This window comes from Nonomuraea sp. NPDC050691, from assembly GCF_040654455.1.
Taxonomy (GTDB): domain Bacteria; phylum Actinomycetota; class Actinomycetes; order Streptosporangiales; family Streptosporangiaceae; genus Nonomuraea.
In genome coordinates this window covers 1-3,482 of record NZ_JBFAIA010000330.1, presented here as the reverse complement: position 1 = coordinate 3,482, position 3,482 = coordinate 1, and the positions used below count along the sequence as shown (strand labels likewise).

General features: G+C 77.0%; 1 protein-coding gene. It reads right to left on the bottom strand.

The window, feature by feature from the left end; genetic code table 11:
• Positions 1 to 3,482: type I polyketide synthase (locus AB0H81_RS44310; RefSeq protein ID WP_358388398.1), on the bottom strand; the 3,482-nt coding region annotated here is incomplete at both ends.

The window sequence follows — 3,482 nt, the reverse complement described above, 5'->3', positions numbered from 1 at the left end:
CTCCCCGGCCTCGGCCCGCGCCCGGAGCCCGGCGGCGTCCCAGCGGGCGGCCACCACCTGGGCCTCGGCGTCCGCGAGAGCGCGGTCGAACAGCTCCAGGCCCTGGCCGATGCTCAGCGGGGCGATGCCCGCCCGGGCGAGCCGGGCGACGTCGGCGGCCTCCAGGGTGCCGCCCATGCCGGTTCCGCCGGTGTCCCAGAGTCCCCAGGCGATGGACACCGCCGGCAGCCCCAGTCCCCGCCGGTGCCCGGCCAGCGCGTCCAGGAAGGCGTTCGCGGCGGCGTAGTTGCCCTGACCCGCGTTGCCCAACACCCCGGCCAACGACGAGAACACCACGAAGACGGACAGGTCCTTGTCGCGGGTCAGCTCGTGCAGATGCCAGGCCGCGTCCGCCTTGGGGGCCAGCACCCGATCCATCCGCTCCGGCGTCAGCCCCTCGACCACCGAGTCGTCCAGCACACCAGCCGCGTGGACGACCCCGCCCAGCGACGGGATCCCCTCCAGCAGAGCGGCCACCGCCTCACGGTCGGCCACATCACACGCCGCCACCCGCACCGAAGCGCCCAAGCCCGACAGCTCCGCCACCAGGTCGTCGGCCCCCGGAACCTCCAGCCCGCGACGCGAGACCAGCACCAGCTCCCGCACCCCATGCCGCTCCACCAACCGCCGCGCCACCAAAGCACCGAGCCCGCCGGTCCCGCCGGTCACCACCACCGCACCCGGAATCTCCACCCGGTCCGGCACCGCCTCCTGGCCACGGCGAGCCAGACGCGGCACCGACACCTTGCCCCCCGCCACCCGCACCTGCGACTCCGCCGCCGCCACCACACGCCCCCAGTCCGAGAACCCCTCCTCCACCTCGGCCAGCACGAACCGGCCCGGCTGCTCCGACTGAACCGAACGCACCAACCCCCACACCGCACCCGCCGCCACATCACCCGGCCGCGTCGCGAACACCACAACCTGCTCGGCGGCCGGCCCGGTCACCACCTCCAGCACCCGGCCCGTCAACGCACGCACCGACACCGGCACGTCCGGCCCCTGGCCCACGCACCACACCACCGACGGCACCCCACCGGAGACACCACCGGCCGGGGCCTCCACCCACTCCACCCCGTACGACATGGAGACGGCGGACGGCCCGCCCAGCGCCCCCGGAGGAACGGGGCGCACCCGCAGGGAGCCGAGCGAGAACACGGGTCGCGCGGACGCGTCGGCGGCCTCGACGGCGCAACCGTCCGAGCCGATCGCCCGCAGCCGCACCCGCAGGTCCGTGGCGCCGGCCGCGTGCAGGCGGGCTCCCCGCAGCTCGAACGGCAGCCGCAGTTCGCCCTCCGGCGCGGCCACCACCAGCGGGTGGAACATCGCGTCGAACAGGGCCGGGTGGATCCCGAACCCGGCGACCTCGACGCCCTCCGGGGCCGTCACCTCGGCGAACAGCTCATCCCCGCGCCGCCACAACGCCCGCAACCCCTGAAACGCCGGCCCGTACTCATAACCACGCTCAGCCAACCGCTCATAACCACCCTCCACCTCCACCGGCACCGCGCCCGAGGGCGGCCACACGGCAGCCCACGAGGCGGAGCCGTGCCCGGCGGCGGCGACGCCGATCGTGCCGGACAGGTGCCGGGTCCAGCCCGCCTCGGGGTCGTCGGCCGGCCGGGAGTGGAGCCGCACCGGCCGGGCGCCCGAGGCGTCGGGACGTTCGACGACCACCTGGACCACGACGCCGCCGCGGTCGGGCAGCACCAGCGGCGCCTCGAACATCAGCTCCTCGACCAGCTCGCAGCCGGTCCGCGCGCCCGCCTCCAGGACCAGGTCGGCCATGGCGGCCCCGGGCAGGACGACCGCCCCGCCCACTCGGTGGTCGGCCAGCCAGGGAGCGCCGGCCACGGACAGGCGGCCGGTGAGCACGGTCGGCCCCTCCTCCGCCAGGTCCACCACCGCGCCGAGCAGCGGATGCCCGGCCTCGGCCAGCCCCGCCGAGGGCAGCGCCTCGGACAGGGCCGCGGCGCGCGCGGGCGGGCTCAGCCAGTAACGCCGCCTGTCGAAGGCGTACGTGGGCAGGTCCGTACGGGTGCCGCGGCCGAACAGCGCGGGCCAGTCGACCGGCAGGCCGGCGACCCAGGCCCGGGCCAGGCAGGCGGTGAGCGCGTCCGGCTCCTGGGCGTCCCGCTGGTGCAGCGGCACGATCACGGTGTCCTCGCGGGTGACGCAGTCGTGCGCCATGCCGGACAGCACCGCCCTCGGCCCGACCTCGACGAGGACGCCGATCCCCTCGCCCTCCAGCCTGCGCACCATGGCCTGGAACATCACGGGCAGCCGGATCTGCTCCAGCCAGTAGCCCTGAGAGGTCCAGCGGGTGTCGGCCAGGCCGGTGAGCCCGGTGGCATAGGCCAGGCGCGGCTCGCCGAACCGCACGGCCGCCAGCTCCGCGGCGAACGCGTCGAGCACCGGCTCCATGAGCGGCGAGTGGAAGGCGTGGCTGACGGGCAGGCGGCGGGTGCGGCGGCCGAGCTCCCGCCAGCGGCCGGCCACGGCGAGGCAGGCGTCGGCGTCGCCGGACAGGACAACGCTGCCGGGCCCGTTGACGGCCGCCACCGAGACCAGGTGCTCCAGCCCCGCCAGGGTGGGCCTCACCTCGTCCTCGCCCGCCGCCATGGCGACCATCGCGCCGGGCGCGGTGAGCCGCTGCATCAGCCGGCCGCGGGCCGCGATCAGGCGGGCGGCGTCGGCCAGCGACCAGAGGCCCGCGACGTGGGCGGCGGCGAACTCGCCGACCGAGTGCCCGGCGACCGCCGCGGGCGCGAGGCCCAGCGACTCCAGCAGCCGGAACGCGGCCACCTCGAAGGCGAACAGCGCGGGCTGGGTGTAGGCGGTCTCGTCGAGCAGCGCCGCCTCGGGCGTGCCGGGCGCCGCCCACATCACCTCGCGCAGCGGCCGGTCGAGGTACGGGTCGAGCGCGGCCCACGCCTCGTCCAGGGCCGCGGCGAACACCGGCGAGAGCTCGGCCAGTTCCCTGCCCATGCCGGGCCGCTGGCCGCCCTGGCCGGTGAACAGGAAGGCGGCGCGGGCGTGCTCCGGCGCGACGCCCTCGACCACCGTGGGGGCGGGCTCCTGGCGGGCGTACGCGCCGAGGGCGGCGGTCAGTTCTCCGGCGTCGCGGCCGAGGACGACGGCGCGGTGCGGGAAGCGGGCCCGGGTGGTGGCGAGCGAGTGCGCCACGTCGGCCGGGTCGCGGGTGGAGGTGGCGCGTGTGGTCGTGACGTGGGCGTGCAGGCGGGCGGCCTGACCGCGCAGGGCGGCGGCGCTGTGAGCGCTGACCGGCCACGCGAGCGGCCCCCCGGTGGCCGGCGGCCCGGTGGTCGGCGGCTCGGTGGTCGGCGGCTCGGTGGTCGGCGGCTCGGTGGTCGGCGGCTCGGTGGTCGGCGGCTCGGTGGTCGGCGGCTCGGTGGCGGGCGCGGGTCCGGCCTCGGTCGCGG